This window comes from Williamsia herbipolensis (genome assembly GCF_000964005.1).
Lineage (GTDB): Bacteria > Actinomycetota > Actinomycetes > Mycobacteriales > Mycobacteriaceae > Williamsia_A > Williamsia_A herbipolensis.
Map to the genome: position 1 here is coordinate 68,144 of NZ_JXYP01000011.1, position 18,734 is coordinate 86,877.

Below are 18,734 nucleotides of genomic sequence, written 5' to 3' on the forward strand. Positions count from 1 at the left end.
ATGGGCGCTGGTCTCGCGACAGCAGGCCTTGCCATCGGCGGGCACCGGTACTCCTCGCGACTGATCATGGGTACCGGCGGCGCCGCGAATCTCGATGTGCTGGAACGCTCTCTGGTCGCCTCGGGTACCGAACTGACCACCGTGGCGATGCGTCGCGCCGACGCCGGCGGCGGAACGGGCGTCATCGACCTGCTGCGACGGCTGCACATCGCGGTGTTGCCCAACACCGCAGGCTGCCGCACCGCCGCCGAGGCGGTGCTCACCGCGCAGCTCGCGCGCGAGGCCCTCGAGACCGATCTCGTGAAACTCGAGATCCACGGCGACGACCGCACCCTGCTGCCCGACCCGGTGGAGTTGCTCGACGCCGCCGACACCCTCGTCGACGACGGTTTCACCGTGCTCGCCTACACCAGCGACGATCCGATCGTCGCCGCCCGACTCCGCGACGCCGGCGTCGCGGCGGTGATGCCGCTCGGGTCGCCGATCGGCACCGGACTCGGGATCGCCAATCCGCACAACATCGAGATGATCGTGGCGTCGGCCGCGACACCGGTCATCCTCGACGCCGGGGTGGGCACGGCCAGCGACGCGGCGCTCGCGATGGAACTGGGCTGCGACGGGGTGTTGCTGGCGTCGGCGGTCAACCGCGCCGACGACCCGCCGATGATGGCGCAGGCCATGGCCGCGGCGGTGCACGGCGGCTTCCTGGCACGCCGTGCCGGACGCATCCCGCGCCGCTTCTGGGCCCAGGCATCGTCCCCCGCGCGGGACTGAAAACGCCGGGCGACGTCAGACGGCGGTGTCTCGCGTCTGCTTGGCCAGGTACATGGCCCGGTCGGCGTCGCGCACGAGGTCCTCGGGAGCGGCGTCGCGTGACGACGCCACCCCAACGCTGATGGTCAGCGGTCCCGATGCGCCGGTGTCGGCGCTCTGGATCCGCCTCGTCATCTCCGCCACATCGGGTCCGTCCGTGCGGGTGAGGATCGCGAACTCGTCCCCGCCGTAGCGCGCGACGATGTCACCGGGTCCGGCGATGAGGGTCAACGCCGTGGCGACCGCTCGCAGGTACTCGTCGCCGACCGCATGTCCGCGGGTGTCGTTCACCGACTTGAAGCGGTCGACGTCGCAGAACAGCACGGTCACCTCGGGTCCGCCGGCGCGGGCGTCGTCGAGGGCCGCGCCGAGCAGTTCGGTGAAACGGGTGCGGTTGAGCAGGCCGGTCAGCGGATCGGAGATGGCCCTACGGAAGAGGTCGGCCTCGGCGATCTTGCGGGTGGTGACGTCGTGGAGTTGTTCGAGGACCGCCGACGGGCTGCCGTCGAAGCTGTGCAACACCACCGACGTCGCGTCGACCCACACACTCGAGCCGTCGGCGCGCAGGAGCCTGGCCTCGTACGCCGACCCGTCGCCCCCCGCGGTGATCGCGGCCTCGACGACGAGGCGGTCGTCGGCGTGGACGCGGTCGAGAAGTGTGGTGCCGATCAGGTCGTCGTCGGTGACGCCGAGCATGGCCTGCAGGGCGGAGTTGATCCGGCGCACACGCCCGTCGACGTCGCGCAACGCCATCCCGATGGGCGACGACGCCATCACGGTGTGAAAGACCTCGACTGCCGCGTCGCGGGCCTGCTCGGCCTCGATGCGTGCGGTCACCTCGCGAAACGACGACTGCAACTGATGGGGTCGGCCACGCCGGTCCCGGATGAGCTGCCCGATGACCTCGGCCCACAACATCGCACCGTCGGCGCGCCACATGCGGACGGTGACCGTGACGGGGTCGGACCCGTCGAGCAGCGCGGCCAGGGTCGCGTCGGCCAGGTCGACGTCGTCGTCGTGGACGAGCTCGAAGACGTTCGTGCCGAGCAGTTCCGCGGGCGGACGGCCGAAGACGCGACCGGCCGCCGGCGACGCCCACAACCAGGTGCCGTCCAGGCCGTGGATGCCGACGACCTCGTGGGACCGCTCGGTGATCATGCGGAACGTGCGCTCGGATTGGGCCAGACGCAGCTCGGCCGCGCGGGGACCGTCGATGACGGAGAAACATGACAGCACGGCACCGGGCGGTCGCGGCTCGTCGTGCGGGAGCATGTGGGTGTCGACGCGAAGCCACGTGTGTTCGCCGGCCGCGTCGCTGCCGCGTTGCACGCCGAGCAGCACCCCGGACTGGGGTCGACCGGTGCGCAGGGTGGTGTTCGCCGGCAGTTCGTCGCCCGCCACCGGATCGCCGTCGGCGGTGATCGCCGACCAGCGCTGGTCGACGATCGTGCGTCCCAGCAGTTGCTCGACGGTCAGCCCGAGGATGGATGCGGCGGTCGGGGTGCCGGCGACGAACCTCCCGTCGGCGCCGCTGATGATGACGCCGAACTCGGTGACCGGAACACGACCCAGGACGCGCGCGGCCATCGACTCGAGCTCGGAGTTCGTCCACGAGGCCTGCCCGGGGGTGGCCGGAGAACCGGGTGATGTCACTGCGCTGTCTCCGCCTTTCCCGCAACCGAACACCGCCCCGAACCGCACGTCGACGATACCGTCCTCAGCCACCTCGCCCCGACGATTCTCCGACCTTCGACGCCCGCGCCGTCGCGGTTTGTCAATCCATCGACCGATCCGCCGGGATGGTCCGACTGGCATAGTCCGAGGGGTGATCAACGTTCAAGGACTGACCAAGACCTACGGGGCCACCCGTGCGGTCGACGACCTCACGTTCGAGGTGAAACCCGGCATGGTCACCGGCTTCCTGGGCCCCAACGGCGCGGGCAAGTCGACCACCATGCGGATGATGCTCGGACTCGACAACCCGACCTCGGGCACCGCCACCATCAACGGCCGCCCGTACCGCGAACTCACCGATCCGCTCCGCCAGGTCGGTGCCCTGCTCGACGCGAAGTGGGTGCACCCGAACCGTTCGGCACGCTCGCACCTGCGGTGGATGGCCGCGGCCAGCGGTGTACCCGTCAGCCGGGTCGACCAGGTGCTCGAGGACGTCGGGCTCACCGCCGTCGCGGGCAAGAAGGCCGGCGGGTTCTCCCTCGGCATGTCCCAGCGCCTCGGACTCGCGGGTGCGCTTCTCGGCGACCCCGGCGTCCTGCTGTTCGACGAGCCGGTCAACGGTCTCGATCCCGAGGGCATCGTGTGGATCCGCAAGTTCATGCGGGCACTGGCCACCCAGGGCCGCACGGTGCTCGTGTCGAGCCACCTCCTGACCGAGATGTCGCTCACCGCTGATCATCTCGTGGTGATCGGTCAGGGACGTCTGATGGCCGACTGCTCGGTCAAGGAGTTCACCAGCCAGGCCCAGCGCATCGTCACCGTCCGCAGTCCGCAGCTGCCGCAGCTGCACACCGCGCTCGTCGCCCAGGGCCTCGCGCCCGCACCGGCCGCCGACGGCTCGTCGGCGATGACCGTCCCCGACGTCACGACCGACCAGATCGGCGAGATCGCCGCGGCGAACTCGATCGTGCTGCACGAGCTCTCGGGCAGCACCGCCTCCCTCGAGGAGGTGTTCATGGCCCTGACCGCGAGTTCCGTGCAGTACAGCGGGGCGAAGAACACCGCACCGGGATCGGGCGCGCCGACGAACTTCCCCGGAGGACAGCAGTGATCACCAACGCCATCAACGCCGAGCGCATCAAGCTCCTGAGCACCAAGTCGCCGTACTGGTGCGTCGGGATCGTGGTGGTCCTCGGCATCCTCATCGCGGTCCTGGTCGGCTTCGCCGACTCGTCACTGAGCGCGTCCGAACCTCTGCTCGGGGCACCGGGATATCTCATCGGTGTCACCCAGTTCGGCGTGCTGGTCCTCATGATCATGGCCGTCCTCGCGGTGACCAGCGAGTACCGGTTCGGGACCATCCGCACCACGTTCCAGGCCATCCCCGCCCGCTCGAGCGTCATGTACGCCAAGGCTGTCGTCTACGGCGGCGTGTCCTTCGTGGTGACCCTCGTCCTCGCGTTCGTGGCCGTCCCGCTCGGCAAAGCGCTGGCCGGTGACCGGTCGAGTCAGGTCGATCTGCTGGGCGGTGACGCCGTGCGCCAGTACTGGGGCGTGCCGGTGTACATGGCGCTGTGCGTGCTGATCGGCCTCGGTGTCGGCGCGATCGTGCAGCAGAGCGCGGGCGCGATCGTCATCGTCCTCATCTGGCCGCTCGCACTGGAGCTCATCCTCTCGAGCATCCCGAAGGTGAAGGTCGTCGCGCCCTACCTGCCGTTCAACAACGCCAGTCGGTTCCTCGCGGGCGGTTCCGACGTCAACGGCGGCGGCAGCATCGACTACCCGTGGAACGACTACGGCTCGCTGATCTACTTCGCCGTGTGGGCGATCGGCCTGTTCGCGGTCGGCATCGTCCTGACGAACCGACGCGACGCCTGAGCTCTCGCGCTCCCTGCTCGACTACGGACCGGCGACCCGCCACAGCGGGTTGACCGGTCCGTGGCCTTTCCCGAGGGGATAGGACCAGCGGATCGACTCGCTCACCCACGCCTTGGCGAAGGTGGCGGCGTCGGGCACCGACATCCCGTGTGCGAGCGCCGAACACATCGCCGAGGCGAGGGTGTCGCCGGCGCCGTGATCGTGCGGGGTGTCGATGCGCACGTGCTCGAACTCGAGGAATTCGGTCCCGTCGTAGAGGATGTCGGCGCTGCGCGGGCTGCTGCGCAGATGACCGCCCTTCACCATCGCCCACTGCGCGCCCATCTCGTGCAGCACGACCGCGGCCTGCCGCTGGGTGTCGCCGTCGACGACGTCGATGCCGGTGATCAGCCGGACCTCGTCGAGGTTCGGGGTGACCACGGTCGCGATCGGGATGAGCCGGTCACGCAGGGTGTCCATCGCCTCGGGTGCCAGCAGCTGGTGACCGTGCATCGACGCGCACACCGGGTCGACGACCAGGGGGATGGCGCGGTCGCGGCCCAGTCCCACCTCGGCCGCGACGTCGACGATGGCGTCGATGATCGCGCCGTTGGCGAGCATCCCGGTCTTCATCGCCTGCACGCCGATGTCGGTGACCACCGCGCGGATCTGCCCGGCCACGACCTCCGGGGGGATGGTGTGCACCGCGCTCACACCGAGCGAGTTCTGCACGGTGACCGCGGTGACCGCGACGCACCCGTGCACCCCGGACAGGGCGAAGGTCCGCAGGTCGGCGGCCACCCCGGCGCCGCCACCGGAATCGGTGCCCGCGATCGTCATCGCTCGGACCGGGGTGGCGCCCAGGGGCGCCGACGGCAACAGGTTCATCGGTCCATCATCCCCGGGCCGTGGCGGGATCGCCGTCACGTGGCGGTGGCCGGGGTGATGTCGAGATAGACCTGCTTGCCCGCCGCGACGAACTCCCGCGACTTCTCGTCCATCTTCGCCGCGAGCATCGCGTCGATGTCGGCCTGGGTCTCGAGGTTGTTGTCCTCGGCGTACTGCCGCACATCCGCCGAGATCCGCATGGAACAGAACTTCGGTCCGCACATCGAGCAGAAGTGCGCGGTCTTGGCGGGCTCGGCCGGCAGGGTCTCGTCGTGGTACTCGACGGCGGTGTCGGGATCGAGCGACAGGTTGAACTGGTCGTTCCAGCGGAACTCGAAGCGCGCCTTCGACAACGCGTCGTCACGCTCCTGCGCTCGCGGGTGCTCCTTGGCGAGGTCGGCGGCGTGGGCGGCGATCTTGTAGGTGATCACCCCCACCTTCACGTCGTCCCGATCCGGCAGTCCCAGATGCTCTTTGGGGGTGACATAGCAGAGCATCGCGGTGCCGGCCTGGGCGATCATCGCGGCGCCGATGGCGGAGGTGATGTGGTCGTAGGCGGGCGCGATGTCCGTCGCGAGCGGGCCCAGTGTGTAGAACGGGGCCTCCTCGCACCACTCCTCCTCGAGCCGCACGTTCTCGACGATCTTGTGCATCGGCACGTGCCCCGGGCCCTCGATCATCACCTGCACACCATGCGATTTCGCGATCTTCGTCAGCTCACCGAGGGTACGCAGCTCGGCGAACTGCGCCTCGTCGTTGGCGTCGGCGATCGATCCCGGGCGCAGACCGTCACCGAGGGAGAAGGTGATGTCGTAGCGGGCGAAGATCTCGCAGAGCTCGGAGAAGTGGGTGTAGAGGAACGACTCCTCGTGATGGGCGAGGCACCACGCGGCCATGATCGATCCGCCGCGAGAGACGATGCCGGTGACGCGTTTGGCGGTCAACGGCACGTAGCGCAGCAGCACGCCGGCGTGCACGGTCATGTAGTCGACACCCTGTTCGGCCTGCTCGATCACGGTGTCGCGGTACATCTCCCACGTGAGCTTCGTGGCGTCGCCCTTGCATTTCTCGAGCGCCTGGTAGATCGGGACGGTGCCGACGGGCACCGGCGAGTTGCGCATGATCCATTCGCGGGTGAGGTGGATGTCGTCGCCGGTCGACAGATCCATGATGGTGTCGGCGCCCCAGCGGGTGGCCCACACCATCTTCTCGACCTCCTCGGCGACCGATGACGTGACCGCCGAGTTGCCGATGTTGGCGTTGACCTTCACCGCGAAGGCCTTGCCGATGATCATCGGCTCGGACTCGGGGTGGCGGTGGTTGGCGGGGATGACCGCCCGCCCGCGGGCGACCTCCGAGCGGACCAGTTCGACGTCGACACCCTCGCGGGCGGCGATGAACCGCATCTCCGGGGTCACGAGACCCGCACGTGCCCAGGCCAACTGGGTCGCGGCGCCGTCGATGGCCTCGGGTCGCTGCCAGGTGTCGCGGGTCGTGGGCAGTCCGCGGTCGAGGTCGATGGACGCGTCGGTGTCGGTGTACGGACCCGACGTGTCGTAGAGGTCGAGGTGGTCGCCGGTGGACAGGTGCACGCGACGGAACGGCACGGCCATGCCGTCGACGTCGCGCAGGTGCTTGGAGCTACCCCGGATGGGACCGGTGGTGATGGCGGCAGAATCGTGCATCGAGTTCATCTCCCTACGCCGGCATTACCCGGACAGGTTCGGTCGGTCGGCGGCCGCCTGCCGCCATCTCAGCCCTCGGTTCGCGAGAGCCCCCGTGCGTTTTCGGTTGTGTGGTCGTGCGTCGAGCACATGCATCGCGGTGCTCACCGGCAACCGTACGCGATCGTTGCGGTGCTGTGATCGGCTCCAACGCCCTCGACTCGATGTGGTTACGAGTGCCTGAACCTTGGAAAAACTACGCCACCGTAGGTACGAGCCGATGTACTGTGATGGCTGTCACATTCGAGAGGAGGTCGCTGATGCAGGTCCGTCGTAAGAAGAAGCCACCGCAGTCGGCGCAATCGATCCTGCACCAGATCTCCGAGGTGGTGCACAACGCCGACCGCGACCGGTTCGAGCTGTACGTCGCGGGCGACCTCGTCGGTGTCCTCGGCTATCAGGTCGACCAGGTCGACGGTCAACGCGTGATGACGGTGCTCCACACCGTCCTCTACGACGAGTTCACCGGGCACGGTCTGGCCTCGCGTCTCACCACCGGCGCGTTGCAGTACGTCGTCGACACGGGCGCGAAAGTGCGTCCCATCTGCACGTTCACCCGCCACTACCTGGCCACGCACCCCGGCGTCGCACCCATCGCCGCCTAACCGACGGCGCTTCCGGCCTTTAGTTAGGTTACCCTCGCCTCACTGACACTGAGGAAGAGGGAGCAACCATGGGTGAATCCACGACGGCGTCGCCGTCCAAGGGATGGCAGGGCGCGGTCCTCAAGCTGTTCGGCGCCACCGACTTCACGATCACCGTGACCGGGTCGGAGGTCGTCACCGACTCCTACGTCCGGGTGTTCTTCACCGGGGGCGGACTGCTCGAGAAGACGCCCGTCCACCCCACGATGTGGGTGCGGTTGTGGTTCGAGGCCGACGGCAGCCTGCACCAGCGTGGCTACACCCTCGTCGATCCCGACCCCGCATCCGACAGCTTCGCCATCGAGTTCGCGGTCCACGAGGGCACCGCCGCGCGATGGGCCCAACACGTGACGGCCGGCGAGACCATCAACGCGACCGTGATGGGCTCGAAGTTCGCCTACCCCGATCCGGCGCCCGCGGGCTGGTTCCTCGCCGGCGACGCCGCATCGCTCGCCGCGATCAACTCCCTGCTCGACGCGATCTCCGCCTCGGCCGCACCCGAGGTGCCGGTGACGCTGTGGTTCGAGTACCAGCACGCGAGCGACCGCGATCTGCCGTTGCGCGCCCGTCCCGGCGACACCGTGCACTGGATCCCGCGCGGCAACGGGTCGGCGGTGGTCGACGCCGTCCGCGCGGCCGCGACGCCGTCGCCCGATCACCACGGGTGGTTGGCACTGGAGGCCGCGGCCACCCGCGCCGTCACGTCGATCCTCAAGAAGGACTTCTCGCTCGGTCGGAAGTCGGTGACCTCGATGGCCTACTGGACCGAGGGCAAGTCCGCGGGCTGATCCCCGTCGAGTGCATACCCGTCGAGCGCGCGCCGGAGTGCGGCCTTGTCGATCTTGCCGACCGCGGTCACCGGCAGCGACGAGCGCGAACACACCGTGTCGGGCAGCTTGAACGTCGCCAACCCACGCTCGGCGAGGAAGCCGCGGACCTCGCCGAGCGACGGTGCCGCCGAGGGGGCGACCGCGGCCGAGATCACCAACACAGCGCAGATGCGTTCCCCCAGAGCGTCATCGGGCAGGCCGACCACCGCAGCCTGTGCGACGGCGGGGTGGGCGAGGAGGTGTTCCTCGATGTCGTCGGCGGCCACGTTCTCACCCGCGCGCACGATGGTGTCCTTGATACGGCCGGTGACGGCGAGATGTCCCGACGGCAGGCGTCGGACGCGGTCACCCGAGCGATAGAAACCATCCGCGGTGAACGACCGCGCGTTGTGTTCCTCGGCGCGGTAGTACCCGCGGATCGTGTACGGCCCGCGGGTGAGCAGTTCCCCCTCGACACCGTCGGCGACGTCGTGCCCGTCGGGGTCGACGACGCGCACCTCGTCGAGCTCCGACATCGGCGCACCCTGCGACTCGTGGACCAACGCACGGGGATCGGTGAGGCGGGTGTAACAGATCAGCCCCTCCGCCATCCCGAACACCTGCTGGACCACGTCGCCGAGAGCGGCGTCGATCGCGACGGCGTCGGGGTGGGCCAGCTTCGCCCCGCCCACCTGCAGCAGCCGAAGCGACGACAGGTCGGCGGGCTCCCACTCGGTGGCCGCGCACCACACCTGGGCGAGCGCAGGGACCAGCGCGGTCACGGTCACGCCGTGGCGTTCGATGATGTCGAAGGTGTTGTCGGGACTGGGGTTGTCGGTGAACACGGTGTGCGCGCCGACGGTGAGGGCGCCGAACAGGCCCGGGCAACACAGGGGGAAGTTGTGGGCGCCCGGCAGTGCCACGAGGTAGACGTCGCGAGCGATGAGTTCGGCGATCTCGGCGGACCGTCGGGCGTTGTAGCGGTAGTCGGCGTGGGTGCGCGCGATGAGTTTCGGCAGTCCGGTGGTCCCGCCCGACACCAGGAACAGCGCGGGCAACTGTGGATCGACCGCCCCGGTGCCGTCATGGCTCGGCAGGCTCGCCGGGTCGGCGTCGGGCGGGGCGGGGTGGGAACCGCCGCCCTCGACGAACACCGCGGCGACCGCGGGGACGCGGTCGGACAACGCCGACGCGATCGCCGGTGCGTCGCCGACGTAGGCGACCGCGCCCGCGGTCTCGGCGAGGTGTGCGAGCTCGGTGACGCGGTGGGCGGGCAGCGACATCACCGGGGCGAGACCCGCGCGCAGCAGACCGAGGAGGTTGACGGCGAAAGCGGCAGAGTTGTTCTGGTGCAGGATGACCGGTGCGCCGGGCGTGAGACCGGCACCGAGGAACCCGGCAGCACGACGACGGGCTGCTTTGGCCAGCACGGCGTAGGTGAGGCTGCGGTCGGGGTCGCTGACCGCGGGAGCATGCGGGGTACGCGTGGCGGCGTCTTCGAGCAGGCCCCACAGCGGTGCATCGTCCACGACGCCGGCGGCGCGATACCGCTGCAGGGCGTCGGGGTCGTGGGGGACGAAGCCGGTCGCGAGATGTGCCGTGGGGGTGGGTGTGGGCTGGGCCATGACGACATTCAATCACGACTACGTTAGGGTAGCCTTTCCATACTCGGTGGCTCGTCGATCCGGGCCCACATGACTCCAGGGAAGCAGACTCATGTCGTTGACCTTCGACGCCGCACCACTCGACACCCCCACTCTCGACCATTCCGGTGAGGCCGCACGGGTGATCGCCGCGTGGGCGGCGGCAGGGGAGTTCGGCGACCACGTCGCGTACGAACGCGATCGACGGTGGACCTTCGCGGCCGGTGTGCGATCACGGATCGTGCTCACCCGCAACGAGATCCGCATACAGGACGGCGAACACGAGTCGACCGAGACGTGGACCGGCGAGCCGGCAGACGCACTGCGGAAGGCGGTGTCGTCACTGCCCACGGGCGGCGACTGGCGCGTCTACGGCTGGGTGGGCTTCGACTTCTGTGCGGCCCGGCACGGCCTGCTCGACCATGTCGCCGCCGACGCTGTCCTGGCGCATCTGATCGTCCCGGAGTTCGAGGCCCACGTCGACGCCGACGGCATCGACACCGGCACCGCCGATCCCACCCGCGCCGGCCGCCTGCGCGAACTGGCCCGGGCCGCAGCCGATCCCGCGGGGAGCCACGAGGTCGACGTCGACACCGACACCGACGACTACCGCGGCCGGGTCGCGACATCGATCGGCGAGATCGCGGCCGGCCGCTACCACAAGGTCATCATGTCGCGGGAGGTGTCGATACCCTTCGCCGTCGACATCCCGGCCACCTACGCACGCGGCCGTGCCGCGAACACCCCGGCGCGATCGTTCCTGCTGTCGCTCGGCGGGTTGTCCGCGGCCGGGTTCAGCCCGGAACTCGTCGTCGCCGTCGATGCCGAGGGGGTCGTGGTCACCGAACCGCTGGCGGGGACCCGTGCCCTCGGCGAATCGGCCGAGGCCGATCTGGCTGCGCGCGACGACCTGCTGTCGGACGGCAAGGAGATCGCCGAGCACGCGATGTCGGTGCGGGCGTGCGTCGACGAGATCGCCTCGGTGTCGCGCTCCGGCTCGACCACGGTCGACGAGTTCATGGAGGTGCGCCGCCGCGGCAGCGTGCAGCACCTCGCCTCGACGGTCAGCGGCCGCCTCGACGCCGGCGTCACCGCGTGGGACGCACTCGCCGTGTTGTTCCCGTCGATCACCGCGTCCGGCATCCCGAAAGCCCCGGCTCTCGAGGCGATCTACCGTCTCGAACCCACCTCGCGGGGGCTGTACTCCGGTGCGGTGATGACCGCCTCGTCGACCGGGGAGCTCGAGGCCACGCTCGCCCTGCGCACCATCTTCGCCGACTCGGAGCATGCCTGGCTGCGGGCGGGAGCCGGGATCGTCGCCGCCTCGACACCGGACCGCGAGTTCACCGAGACCTGCGAGAAACTCCGCAGTGTCGCCCCCTACGTGGTGCCCGCCCGGTGACGGCCGATTCCGGGGCTCGCGACATCCCTGCGGTCACCGTCACCGACCTGGTGAAGACCTACGGCGGGGTGCGGGCGCTGAGCGGCATCTCGTTCACCGCCGCGCGCGGCGAGGTGCTCGGACTGCTGGGCCCCAACGGGAGCGGTAAGACGACGACGGTGTCGGTGCTGTCGACCCTGCAGCGGCCGACGACCGGGACCGCGCGGATCTGTGGTCGCGACGTCGTCGACGACGCGGGCCGCGTGCGCGAGTTGATCTCGCTCGCCGGCCAATACGCCTCGGTCGATCCCGGACTCACCACCGCGGAGAACCTGGCGGTGTTCGGTCGACTCACCGGACTGCGTGGCCGGCGCCTGGCGCACCGCATCGACGAACTGGTCGAGCAGTTCGACCTCGCCGCTGTCCGCGGACGGCGGGTGGGGCAGCTCTCGGGTGGGATGCGCCGCCGTGTCGACATCGCCGGCGCCCTGGTCACACGACCGGAGGTGGTGTTCCTGGACGAGCCGACAACGGGTCTCGATCCGCGCAGCCGTGCCGCGGTGTGGGACACCGTCGCCGGGCTCCGCGACGCCGGCATCACGGTGGTGCTCACCACGCAGTACCTCGAGGAGGCCGACCGCCTCGCCGACCGCATCGTGCTGCTCGACCGCGGCGCGGTGGTGGCGACGGGGACTCCCGGACAGCTGAAGTCCAGCGTCGGGGGTGCGGTCTGCGAGATCACCGTCGCCGACGGCGAGAACGCCCTCCGCGCAACCGCTCTGCTCGCCGGGTTCGAGCTCATCGACGTCGAGGAGAACCCGGCGGCCCCGTCCTCCGAACCGGGGCAGACGCGGCTCGTCGTGCGCGCGCCCGAGGGCGTGGGCACGGTCGGCGAGGTCATCGCCCGACTCGACGGCGTCGCCGACGACGGGCACCGTGTCGAGGTCATCGACATCGGTCTCCGGCGCCCGTCGCTCGACGAGGTGTTCCTCCAACTCACCGACACCCCGGCATGACCGCTGTCCTCGACCGCTCGTCGGTCGGACTGGTGTCGGCGTCGACGACGTTGGCGGGTCGGAAGATCCGTGCGGCCGTCCGCTCCGGCGACGCGACGTTCGCGCTGTTGAGCCCGGCTGTCTTCTTCGTCTGCTTCTATACCCCGCTGCACCGTCGATTCGAGGCCGGCGGCGGCGACTACGCCCAGTTCCTCACCCCGCTGATCCTGGTGCAGGCCGGGCTGTTCGCCGCCATTGCCGCCACCGAGTCGGCGGGAGCCGACGCACGCGCCGGGACGCGGATGCGGATGATGTCGATGCCGATCTCCCGCCTCGCGCCGGTCGTGGCGCGCATGACGTGGGTGTCGGTGCGGATGGTGATGTCGATCGCCGCGGGTGTGGCGATCGGTGTGGCGCTCGGGTTCCGATTCGACGGATCACCCACCGACACTGCGCTGTTCGTGTTCCTGCTCGTCGTGTTCGCGGTCTCGGTCAGCCTGCTCACCGACGCGGTGGGCACCGTCGTCACCGGATCGGCCGCGATCGCCGGCGTCCTGATGATCCCCCAACTCGTGCTGGTGATGGCCTCGACCGGGCTGGTGCCCGCCGAGGGCTTCCCGGGATGGGCACAACCTTTTGTGCGCAACCAACCGGTGTCGGTGCTCACCGAGGTGCTGCGCGATCTCGCGTCGGGACGTCACGTCGATGGCGTCGCGGTCACCGCGTGGTCGGTGGGGCTGTTCGCGGCCGGCGTGCTCGCCGTCACCGTCGCCGGCCGACGACAGTTCCACCGATGACCGCGGGACACGCTGCGGCGCAGAGCACACCGACCCGCGCCTCGGTGGGCGTCGGACGTCAGGCGGTGGTGCACGCGTCGGCGCTGTTGCGCACGTGGTCGCGTGACCCGGGCATCGTGGTGCAGGCGGTGGTGTTCCCCGTCTTCCTGTTGCTGATGTTCCACCTCGTGCTCGGCAAGACCATCACCTCGATGGGCAGCGGCGACAGCATCGTCGGCACCACCGGGCTCGTCGCGCTCGTCGGCGCGCTCTACGGGACCGTCGCGGCCGCACTCACCGTGATCGCCGACCGCGATTCTGGAGTCCTCGCGCGCCTGTGGACCCTGCCCGTGCACCGCTCGGGCTTTCTCGCCGGACGCCTGCTCGCCGAGGCCGTGCGCACCGCGATCGGGACGGTGGTCCTGTTCGCCGTCGCGATGACGATGGGGTTCGGTTTCGATCAGGGGATCGCCGCCGCAGTCGGTGCCCTCGCCGTCCCGGTGGTGTTCGGTGTGGGCGTGGCCATCCCGGTGATCGCGCTGGCGACCGTCGCCGCAGGACGCGAGGTGGTGCAGCTGCTCGGAGGCGCGTTCCTTTTCCTGCTGTTCTTCACCACCGGGTTCGCCCCGCTCACCGAATACCCGGGGTGGATCCGTCCCGTGGTCGCCCACCAACCGATGAGTCCGGCGATCGACGCCATCGCGGGTCTCACCGACGGCGGACCCATCGCGGTCCCGCTGGCGACGACCCTCGCCTGGGCGCTCGGGTTCGCGATCGTGTTCGGACCGCTGGCGATGCGTGGCTACCGACGCGCTGCCGCAGGGCCGCGATGACCCGAAACCCTCCGTCACGCACTGCCACAACGACCGAATCGTCCCCGCCACCCGAGGAGCATCACCCATGACCGACCGCACCACCGACCGCGTGCACAGCGAACTCCGCGACATCCTCGCGAACGACCTCGACCTGTCCCCGGAACACGTCACAGGCTCCGCGCGTCTCGTCGACGACCTCGGGCTCGACTCCGTCGCCGTCGCGATCGGGGTCGTGGCCATCGAAGAACGGCTCGGTGTCGCGCTCACCGAACGCGAGATCTTCGAGAGTGCCTCGGTGGCCGATCTGGAGCAGGTCATCCGATCGCGCCTGACCGTGGCCGGCCGATGACCGAGACCCGTGACACGACCGAGGCCGTCGACACCGCTGACGTCACGGAGGCCCTCGCCGGCCCCACCGAGTACGGACCGCCCGACTTCACCTACCTCCACATGGACACCGCATCGCGGCCGATGCACTGGTCGATGGTTCTCGAGATCGCCGGTGGTGACACGCTGTTGGGCATCGGCGAGATCCGCGACCGTGTGCGGTCGCGTGTCGGGCGCTACGACGTCTTCGGTGTCGGGGTGAGTGGTGGGCGGTGGCGTCGCCCCGAGATCGTCAGGACACCCGCCGACGCGATCGACATCGACCGCCACGTCGAGGCCGTCGAGGTCGCCGACCCGATGGCGCGTGACCGGGCGATCGCCGAGCTGTGTGCGACCCACCTCCGACGTCCGGATCCGTTCTGGCACATCACGCTGATGACGATCGTCGACTCGGGCGAACAGCTGATGGTGCTGCGCGTGCACCACAGCCTGTCCGACGGTCTGGCGGGCGCCGCGTTCGCGGCGCTGCTCGCCGACGGGACCCCCGAACAGCTCGCCGAGTTCGACCGTTTCGCGACCAGCCCCCGTTTCCGTGTGGGCGACATCGATCCCCAGGTGCTGGCCGACGCCCGCGCCGCACACGACGAACAGTGGAAGGCGGGTCGGTCCGGTCGCGGCTGGCCCGCTCTCACGAAGTCGGGTCGCCGCGAGATCGCGACGGTGTCGGTGTCGACCCGGGACCTCCGTCGTGTGGCGAAACGTCATGGGGCGACAGTGCACGAGTTCGTCCTGGGTGCGGTCGGCGCGACCCTCAGCGCGCATCCGCCGTCGGAGAACGGCCCCGAGACGATCCGGGTGACCCTGCCCGCCACACTCGACCCCACGTTCCGACACACCGGCAACGCGGTGTCGGTGACCCTGCTCAACCTCGCGGGTAGCGACACCGATCTCGATCGTCAGATCGATCGGAGTCGAGAGCAGTTGTCGCTGATCGAATCCCGCCGTGCGGCGCTCGCGCTCGCCGCGACCGGGCATCCGTCGCCGCCCTGGCCGGTGATGCGGGCGATCGTCGGCGCCTCGATGTCGCGGATGGCGCCCGACATCCACATCGGCGTGAATCCCGGCTTCTCCCGGGTGCGGTCGGTCCTGGGTCGGCGGATCGTCGCGCTCACACCGCTGTCGCCGCTGGGCGGGTACTCGTTCTCGGTGACGTCGCTGATCCTCGGCGACCGCACCACCTTCGGCATCGTCACCGATCCGCAGGCTCTCCCCGGTTACGCAGCCCGCTTCGCCGCCGCGTTCGACGAGGTCCTCACCACCCCCTGACCCGCCAGTTGGGCACGTAACGCCCGCAGTTGGGCACCTGAAGACGCCAGTTGGGCACGTAACGCAGCCAGTTGGGCACCGACGCGCTCGCGCTGCCCAACTACGGTCATCAGGTGCCCAACTGCGGGCTTTAGGTGCCCAACTGCGGGCTTTAGGTGCCCACCTGCGGGGCGGCGTCGACGACCTCGTCGTCGTCGGGGCCGAAGGTGGTGAACGCGGTGTGGCCGGGGAGGCGGTAGACCTCCCGACCGGTGACCGCGTTGAGGATCCGGGCGTTGCGGACCGCCCCGATGTCGAGGTTCGGCGACGACACCCCGTGACTGTGCTCCTCGGCGTTCGCGACGAACAGGCGACGCTCGAGGCGCTCGCGCATCACCACCGAGTGGTCGTTGTCGATGACCGGGCGGCCCCGCGAATCCCGCTCCATCAGCCCGTCGAGGGGATCGAGGAACGCCGTGCTGCGCGGTCGATAGCCGGTGGCCGCGACGACGAGATCGGCGGTGTGGGCGATGGTCGCGCCGGTGTCGTCGTGGCGGGCATGGATGCGGAGACGCTCGTCGGGCTGCGCCTCGAGACCGGTGACCGACACCCCCACGCGCAACTGCACCGCGGGTAGCTTGCCGGCGAGCTGGCGGCGGTAGAGCAGATCGTGGAGACGTTCGAGGGTGTCGGCCGAGATGCCCTTGTGGAACTGCCAGTGTCCCGCGCGTACGGTGTCGCGTGTCTGTTCGGGCAACGAGTGGAAGTAGTCCATGTACGCCGGCGTCGTCATCTCCAGCGACAGCTTCGTGAAGTCGAGCGGGGCGAACCACCCGGTGCGGGTCCACCACCGGACGGCGGGTCCGCCGCCGAGGTTCGCCTCGAGCAGGTCGACCACGATCTCGGCGCCCGACTGGCCCGACCCGATGACGGTCACCGCCTCGGCGGCGTGGGCGCGGGCCCGGTGATTCAGGTACTCGCCGCTGTGGATCAGCGACGGGGATCGCGCCTCGCCCGTCGAGAGCGATGGGGGCAGATGCGGTTCGGTACCGACACCGCACACCACGTGGGCCGCGTGGATGGTCGTTCGTTGTCCCCCGGAGGTCACGATCACACGGAACGAGTCGGTCTCGGGGTCGAAGTGCACCTCGGAGACCGAGGTGTCCCAGCGCAGTGATCCCAGTCGCTCGACGACCCACAGCAGATACGCCTCGTACTCGATGCGTGTGGGGAAGAAGTTCTCGCGCACGAGGAACGGGTAGAGGCGGTCGACGTCGGCGAGGTAGGCCAGGAACGACAGCGGGTGCGTCGGCTCGACCAGAGAGACGAGGTCGGACAGGAAACTGACCTGCAGCGTCGCGTCGTCGAACATCAGCCCGGGATGCCACCGGAACTCCGGGCGTGCGTCGACGACGAGCAGGTCGAGGTCGTCGACAGTGGACGCCAGGGCGGCGAGCCCCAGGTTGAACGGACCGCATCCGATCGCGAGAACGTCGACGCTGCGGGGGAACTCAGTGCTCATGGGATGCCTCCAGCGCATCTGCATCAGTGGACAGGGCACGGGTGTTCTCGGCTTCGACCTCCAGCGCCACGCGGATGATGTCGTCGAAGAGCGCGTCGATGTCGGCCTCGTGGGCCTCGGGATTGAGCAGGGTCAGCTTGAGGCAGACCTGTGGCCGGTCGGCGCCGGCGGTCACCACACGGGTGCGGCCGATGAGCGCCGCCCCGGACCGGATGAGTCGGCGGCGGAGCTCGGCGTTCACGGCGTCGAGATCGGCGCAGCGGTAACGGAACACGACCGTCGTGAGGGTCACCGGGGCGATCAGCTCGAGGTGGGGTTCGGTCGCGATCCGTTGCTCGGCGTGCCGTGCGAGCTCGTGGCATCGGTCCAGCATCGATCCCAGCCCGAGCCTGCCGTAGGCGAGGAACGTCGCGGCCACCTTCAGAACATCCGGCCGCCGGGTGGTCTGCAGGGTCTGTCCCAGCAGGCCGCCGTAGCCGGCCTCGATGTCGTCGGTGGGGTTGAGATACGACACCGACCGGTCGACCGCGGCGAAACGCCCGGAGTCGGCGAGCAGCAACACGCTCGCCGCGGCGGGCTGCCACCCGATCTTGTGGAGATCCAGCGTGATCGAGTCGGCGCGGTCGATGCCCTCGACCAGCCCGGCGAGCCGATCGGAGAACAGCGACCCGAAACCGTATGCGGCGTCGACGTGCAACCACACGCCGTGTCGACGGGCGATGGCGGCGATCTCCGGTAGCGGGTCGACGGTGCCGAAATCGGTGGTCCCCGCCGTGGCGACCACGGCGACCGGGGTCCGGTCACCGGCGGCGGCGAGAGCGGCCTCCAGCGCTGCGGGCAGCATGCGGTGGTCGTCGTCGACGTCGATGCCGACCACCGCGGACTCACCGAGCCCCAGTGCGGCGCAGGCGCGATGGATGGAGAAGTGCGCGATCCGCGAGCAGAACACGACCGGACGGGGCAGCGCGCCGGTGCCGTCGGTGCGGGTGTCGAGACCGAGTGCCGAGGCCGCGTGATCGCGGGCGATCAACAACGCCAGCAGGTTCGAGTACGAACCCCCCGGACCGAACACGCCGCCCGCGCCCGCCCCGAGTCCGGCGAGGTCGGCCAGCGCCGCGATCATCCACTGCTCGATCGCCAGGGTCGCCGGACCCGAATCGTAGGTGTCGAGCGAGGCGTTGGTGGCACCGGCGAGGGCGTCGGCGACGACCGCGACCGTGAGCGGTGGTGGCTGCAGATGCGCCGCGGTGCGGGTGTGGGTGAGGTCGAGTCCGTGGCGCGCGACGAGGTCACCGAGGCGGGCCAGCGCCTGCGATTCTCCGACACCGGCCGACGGGATCACCCGCGGACCGAGGGCGGAGTCGACCTCGTCGAGGACGTCGCCCGGCAGTCCGTGAGGCAACGGGGCGCCGTGGTGGGCGGTGTCGGAGACCGATTCGGCCATGCGGATGAGATCGGCTCCGACCTGCGCCCACCCCCGACCGGGGGAGGCGAAACGCGATCGCCGCGTCGGCAACTCGGGGAACGCACACGCCGCGCGCACCGCGTCGACGAGGTCGGC

The 18,734-nt window shown here is 69.8% G+C and carries 17 protein-coding genes; 11 read left to right on the top strand and 6 right to left on the bottom strand.

Features of this window, described 5'->3' with window-relative positions; all coding sequences use genetic code 11:
• On the top strand, nt 1-774 hold the full coding sequence (thiG, locus tag TU34_RS04380; protein WP_045821645.1) for a thiazole synthase: 774 nt from the start codon (nt 1-3) through the stop codon (nt 772-774).
• Nucleotides 775-789: 15 nt separating this feature from the next.
• On the opposite strand, the gene TU34_RS22235 is transcribed toward thiG, so the two are convergent.
• Complete coding sequence (locus tag TU34_RS22235) at nt 790-2,466, bottom strand: sensor domain-containing protein (RefSeq protein ID WP_160298504.1); 1,677 nt, start codon at nt 2,464-2,466, stop codon at nt 790-792.
• A 172-nt stretch (nt 2,467-2,638) separates the two neighbouring features.
• Between TU34_RS22235 and TU34_RS04390 the strand changes: the two genes are divergently transcribed.
• Complete coding sequence (locus TU34_RS04390; RefSeq protein WP_045821646.1) at nt 2,639-3,598, top strand: ABC transporter ATP-binding protein; 960 nt, start codon at nt 2,639-2,641, stop codon at nt 3,596-3,598.
• On the top strand, nt 3,598-4,365 hold the full coding sequence (locus TU34_RS04395; protein ID WP_045821799.1) for an ABC transporter permease: 768 nt from the start codon (nt 3,598-3,600) through the stop codon (nt 4,363-4,365). The genes TU34_RS04390 and TU34_RS04395 overlap by 1 nt, the downstream gene beginning before the upstream one ends.
• 21 nt (nt 4,366-4,386) lie before the next feature.
• Here the strand turns inward: TU34_RS04395 and thiD are convergent, their stop codons facing one another.
• Together thiD and thiC are read right to left on the bottom strand one after the other, a co-directional pair.
• Nucleotides 4,387-5,232, bottom strand: coding sequence for a bifunctional hydroxymethylpyrimidine kinase/phosphomethylpyrimidine kinase (gene thiD / locus TU34_RS04400; protein WP_045821647.1), 846 nt, complete (start codon nt 5,230-5,232; stop codon nt 4,387-4,389).
• Between the two features lie 35 nt (nt 5,233-5,267).
• Nucleotides 5,268-6,917 carry a phosphomethylpyrimidine synthase ThiC gene (gene thiC, locus TU34_RS04405; protein ID WP_065973489.1) on the bottom strand — a complete coding sequence of 550 codons (1,650 nt, stop codon included), beginning with the start codon at nt 6,915-6,917 and terminating at the stop codon, nt 5,268-5,270.
• A 299-nt stretch (nt 6,918-7,216) separates the two neighbouring features.
• Between thiC and TU34_RS04410 the strand changes: the two genes are divergently transcribed.
• Together TU34_RS04410 and TU34_RS04415 are read left to right on the top strand one after the other, a co-directional pair.
• On the top strand, nt 7,217-7,561 hold the full coding sequence (locus TU34_RS04410; protein ID WP_045821649.1) for a GNAT family N-acetyltransferase: 345 nt from the start codon (nt 7,217-7,219) through the stop codon (nt 7,559-7,561).
• A gap of 68 nt (nt 7,562-7,629) precedes the next feature.
• Complete coding sequence (locus tag TU34_RS04415; protein ID WP_045821650.1) at nt 7,630-8,388, top strand: siderophore-interacting protein; 759 nt, start codon at nt 7,630-7,632, stop codon at nt 8,386-8,388.
• Here the strand turns inward: TU34_RS04415 and TU34_RS04420 are convergent.
• Nucleotides 8,358-10,034, bottom strand: a complete 1,677-nt coding sequence (locus TU34_RS04420; protein WP_045821651.1) for a (2,3-dihydroxybenzoyl)adenylate synthase — start codon at nt 10,032-10,034, stop codon at nt 8,358-8,360. The two genes, TU34_RS04415 and TU34_RS04420, sit on opposite strands and share 31 nt — an antisense overlap.
• Before the next feature lie 91 nt (nt 10,035-10,125).
• Here TU34_RS04420 and TU34_RS04425 point away from each other — a divergent pair, with 91 nt between their 5' ends.
• From TU34_RS04425 to TU34_RS04450, 6 genes are read left to right on the top strand one after another with little or no spacing between them, the layout of a single operon-like run.
• Nucleotides 10,126-11,454: a salicylate synthase gene (locus TU34_RS04425; protein WP_045821652.1), complete on the top strand. Its 1,329-nt coding sequence runs from the start codon at nt 10,126-10,128 to the stop codon at nt 11,452-11,454.
• Nucleotides 11,451-12,449 (top strand): daunorubicin resistance protein DrrA family ABC transporter ATP-binding protein, encoded by a 999-nt coding sequence (locus tag TU34_RS04430; RefSeq protein ID WP_045821653.1) that lies wholly within the window; start codon nt 11,451-11,453, stop codon nt 12,447-12,449. Before TU34_RS04425 ends, TU34_RS04430 begins: the two co-directional genes overlap by 4 nt.
• Nucleotides 12,446-13,225, top strand: coding sequence for an ABC transporter permease (locus TU34_RS04435; protein WP_045821654.1), 780 nt, complete (start codon nt 12,446-12,448; stop codon nt 13,223-13,225). Before TU34_RS04430 ends, TU34_RS04435 begins: the two co-directional genes overlap by 4 nt.
• Nucleotides 13,222-14,037, top strand: a complete 816-nt coding sequence (locus TU34_RS04440) for an ABC transporter permease (protein WP_045821655.1) — start codon at nt 13,222-13,224, stop codon at nt 14,035-14,037. Before TU34_RS04435 ends, TU34_RS04440 begins: the two co-directional genes overlap by 4 nt.
• Before the next feature lie 37 nt (nt 14,038-14,074).
• Nucleotides 14,075-14,368 carry an acyl carrier protein gene (locus TU34_RS04445; RefSeq protein ID WP_275041730.1) on the top strand — a complete coding sequence of 98 codons (294 nt, stop codon included), beginning with the start codon at nt 14,075-14,077 and terminating at the stop codon, nt 14,366-14,368.
• Complete coding sequence (locus TU34_RS04450) at nt 14,365-15,672, top strand: wax ester/triacylglycerol synthase domain-containing protein (protein WP_082079844.1); 1,308 nt, start codon at nt 14,365-14,367, stop codon at nt 15,670-15,672. Before TU34_RS04445 ends, TU34_RS04450 begins: the two co-directional genes overlap by 4 nt.
• 151 nt (nt 15,673-15,823) lie before the next feature.
• Here TU34_RS04450 and TU34_RS04455 read toward each other — a convergent pair whose 3' ends face one another.
• Both TU34_RS04455 and TU34_RS24235 read right to left on the bottom strand, forming a co-directional pair.
• A complete protein-coding gene (locus TU34_RS04455; RefSeq protein WP_045821657.1) occupies nt 15,824-17,173 on the bottom strand; it encodes a lysine N(6)-hydroxylase/L-ornithine N(5)-oxygenase family protein in 1,350 nt (449 codons plus the stop codon).
• The gene (locus TU34_RS24235) at nt 17,163-18,689 is read right to left on the bottom strand and encodes a pyridoxal phosphate-dependent decarboxylase family protein (protein ID WP_045821801.1); all 1,527 of its coding nucleotides are present in this window, start codon (nt 18,687-18,689) and stop codon (nt 17,163-17,165) included. The genes TU34_RS04455 and TU34_RS24235 overlap by 11 nt, the downstream gene beginning before the upstream one ends.
• Nucleotides 18,690-18,734 lie beyond the last annotated feature (45 nt).

Coding starts and splice junctions, on each gene's coding strand:
- thiG (WP_045821645.1), top strand. CDS start 1: ATGGGCGCTGGTCTCGCGACAGCAGGCCTTGCCATCGGCGGGCACCGG.
- thiD (WP_045821647.1), bottom strand. CDS start 5,232: ATGAACCTGTTGCCGTCGGCGCCCCTGGGCGCCACCCCGGTCCGAGCG.
- thiC (WP_065973489.1), bottom strand. CDS start 6,917: ATGCACGATTCTGCCGCCATCACCACCGGTCCCATCCGGGGTAGCTCC.
- TU34_RS04410 (WP_045821649.1), top strand. CDS start 7,217: ATGCAGGTCCGTCGTAAGAAGAAGCCACCGCAGTCGGCGCAATCGATC.
- TU34_RS04415 (WP_045821650.1), top strand. CDS start 7,630: ATGGGTGAATCCACGACGGCGTCGCCGTCCAAGGGATGGCAGGGCGCG.
- TU34_RS04420 (WP_045821651.1), bottom strand. CDS start 10,034: ATGGCCCAGCCCACACCCACCCCCACGGCACATCTCGCGACCGGCTTC.
- TU34_RS04425 (WP_045821652.1), top strand. CDS start 10,126: ATGTCGTTGACCTTCGACGCCGCACCACTCGACACCCCCACTCTCGAC.
- TU34_RS04435 (WP_045821654.1), top strand. CDS start 12,446: ATGACCGCTGTCCTCGACCGCTCGTCGGTCGGACTGGTGTCGGCGTCG.
- TU34_RS04440 (WP_045821655.1), top strand. CDS start 13,222: ATGACCGCGGGACACGCTGCGGCGCAGAGCACACCGACCCGCGCCTCG.
- TU34_RS04450 (WP_082079844.1), top strand. CDS start 14,365: ATGACCGAGACCCGTGACACGACCGAGGCCGTCGACACCGCTGACGTC.
- TU34_RS04455 (WP_045821657.1), bottom strand. CDS start 17,173: ATGAGCACTGAGTTCCCCCGCAGCGTCGACGTTCTCGCGATCGGATGC.